Annotated in this window: 3 protein-coding genes; all 3 read left to right on the top strand. The window is 76.2% G+C overall.

The annotated features are described in order from the left end of the window. The coding region (locus tag BJF79_RS54440) for a SpoIIE family protein phosphatase (protein WP_158079413.1) at window positions 1-285 on the top strand (285 nt) is incomplete at its 5' end. Between the two features lie 75 nt (window positions 286-360). Then, complete coding sequence (locus tag BJF79_RS37590) at window positions 361-1,278, top strand: 5'-3' exonuclease (protein ID WP_075904546.1); 918 nt, start codon at window positions 361-363, stop codon at window positions 1,276-1,278. A gap of 332 nt (window positions 1,279-1,610) precedes the next feature. Further along, window positions 1,611-2,324, top strand: a complete 714-nt coding sequence (locus BJF79_RS37585; protein ID WP_075904544.1) for a Crp/Fnr family transcriptional regulator — start codon at window positions 1,611-1,613, stop codon at window positions 2,322-2,324. Window positions 2,325-2,392: the final 68 nt, after the last annotated feature.

Below are 2,392 nucleotides of genomic sequence, written 5' to 3'. Positions count from 1 at the left end.
CGCGCCCGGCCGCTGGACGGCCTCGGCGGCGTGCTGCTGGGCGTCCCGGACGCGCCCCGGCCGCGCGACACCGAACTCCGCCTGCACCGCGACGACCTGCTGCTCCTCTACACCGACGGGCTCGTCGCGCGGCGCGGCCGGGCCCCGCCGACGGCCTGGCGATGCTGTGCACGGCGGCGGCGCAGCGGCACGCCGCGCCGCCGGACGCGGTCGTCGACCACGTCCTGCGGTCGCTGGGCGCCGCGAACCCCGACGACGACATCTGCGTCCTCGCCGCGCGGGTGACGTGACGGAACGGGACCGGACGGACGGGACGCCGATGGGACGCGGGGCGTCGTACCCGCGTGGAAGGATGTGCGCATGAGCGGGCTGATGCTGCTGGACACGCCGTCGCTGTACTTCCGCGCCTTCTTCGGCGTGCCCGAGTCGGTCACCGCGCCGGACGGGACGCCGGTGAACGCGGTGCGGGGGCTCGTCGACATGATCGCGCGGCTCGTCCAGGACCGCTCCCCCGACCGGCTCGTCTGCTGCATGGACGCCGACTGGCGGCCCGCGTTCCGGGTGGCGGCGCTGCCGTCCTACAAGGCGCACCGCGTCGCCGAGGACGGCGGCGACCAGACCCCCGACCCGCTCTCCGCGCAGCTCCCGATCATCGACGACGTGCTTGACGCGTTCGGGCTCGCCCGCACGGGCGTCCCGGGGTTCGAGGCCGACGACGTCATCGGCACCCTCGCGGTGCGCGGCGCCGCCGACGGGCCCGTCGACATCGTGACCGGCGACCGCGACCTGTTCCAGCTCGTCGACGACCGCGCCCCCGTCTCGGTGCTCTACACCGCGCGGGGCGTCCGGAACCTGCAGGTCATGGGCGAGAAGGAGGTCGCCGGCAAGTACGGTGTCCCGGGCCGCGGCTACGGCGACTACGCGACGCTGCGCGGCGACCCCAGCGACGGCCTGCCGGGCGTGCCGGGGGTCGGCGACAAGACGGCGGCGGCGCTGGTCACCCGGTACGGCTCGCTCGCGGGCATCCTCGCGGCGCTCGACGCGGGCGACACGGGGTTCCCGGCGGGCGCGCGCAAGCGGATCGAGGCCGCCCGCGACTACCTCGCGGCGGCCGAGACGGTCGTCCGCGTCGTCACCGACATCGACGCGCCCGAACTGGCGGCGCTCGACGACCGTCTCCCGACGGGCGCGCGCGACCCGGAGGCGCTGGTCGCGCTGGCCGACCGCTGGAACCTGTCGAGCCCGGTGAACCGCCTGCTCAACGCCCTGGCCCGCTGACCCGCGGCGGCGAAGCGGCCCCGTTCCCGCGCCCGCGCGTCCGAGGGCGCGCGGCGGCGAGAGCTTCGGCGCAATCCTGACTACAAGTTTCACCGAAAGTGTCAGAAGACGCAGATCGGCCGTGTCCGCTGATGCAACATCGGGAACGGTAAGGGGCTTTCCTTGGGATATGCAGGCAACACGCACATCGCCGCGAGGCCGGTCGTGATCCCCGTCCGGCCGCGACGGCGGCTCGAACGGACCGGTGCCCGCGGCTTTGGGCCGCAACGCCCCACTCCCCCCACTGCCGCGGGCGCCGGTTCATCTCCCCGGGCGTCCCGGGCGGGGCTCCGGTGAGCCCGGCGACGGCGCGGGCGCCGCGCGGTGCGGGCGAGGGCTTCTGGGACGGCCTCGACGGGCCGCAGCGGGCCGCGCTGCGGCGGGCGGGCCGCGTCCGCGCCTATCGCGCCCGCGCCCCGCTGTGCTACCAGGGCGAGGACTCCGACCACATCATGGTGATCGAGTCCGGGTGGGCGAAGGCGGCGTCGACGACGGCGGACGGCCGCGAGATCGTCCTGGCCGTGCGCGGGCCCGGCGACCTGGTGTGCGAGAGCGCGGTGCTGGGCAGCCGGCAGCGGTCGGCGACCGTCACGGCGCTGAGCGCGATGCGGGCGCTGATCGTGCCCGCGGCGCGCTTCACCGCCTTCCTGGACGCCCATCCCGGCATGTGGATGCTGGTCAGCGGCACGTTCGTGCGCCGCCTCGACGACGCGTCGCGGCGGCTGCAGGCGTCGGTGTCGGCGCAGGGCGCGCGGCGGCTGGCGCTGCTGCTTGCCGACCTCGCCGACATGTCCGCCCGGCACGTCCCGGCGGCCCGCGACGGGATCGAGATCGCCCCGCCGCTCTCCCAGGGCGAACTGGGCGCGTGCATCGACGCGTCCCGCGAGACGGTCGCGCGCGCCCTCGCCGTCCTCCGCGCGGCCGGGCTCGTCCGGACGGCCCGGCGCCGCATCACCGTCCGCGATCCCGGGGCGCTGCGGGCGTTCGCCGAGGACGCCCTGGACTGACCCGGCGCCTTCACGTTGCAGATCGTCACCGTCCGGACGGTGCGGGCGGGCGGCCGCCGGTTCGCGCA

It is taken from the genome of Actinomadura sp. CNU-125 (genome assembly GCF_001942465.1).
Lineage (GTDB): Bacteria > Actinomycetota > Actinomycetes > Streptosporangiales > Streptosporangiaceae > Spirillospora.
This window is presented reverse-complemented; position numbering and strand designations above follow the sequence as displayed.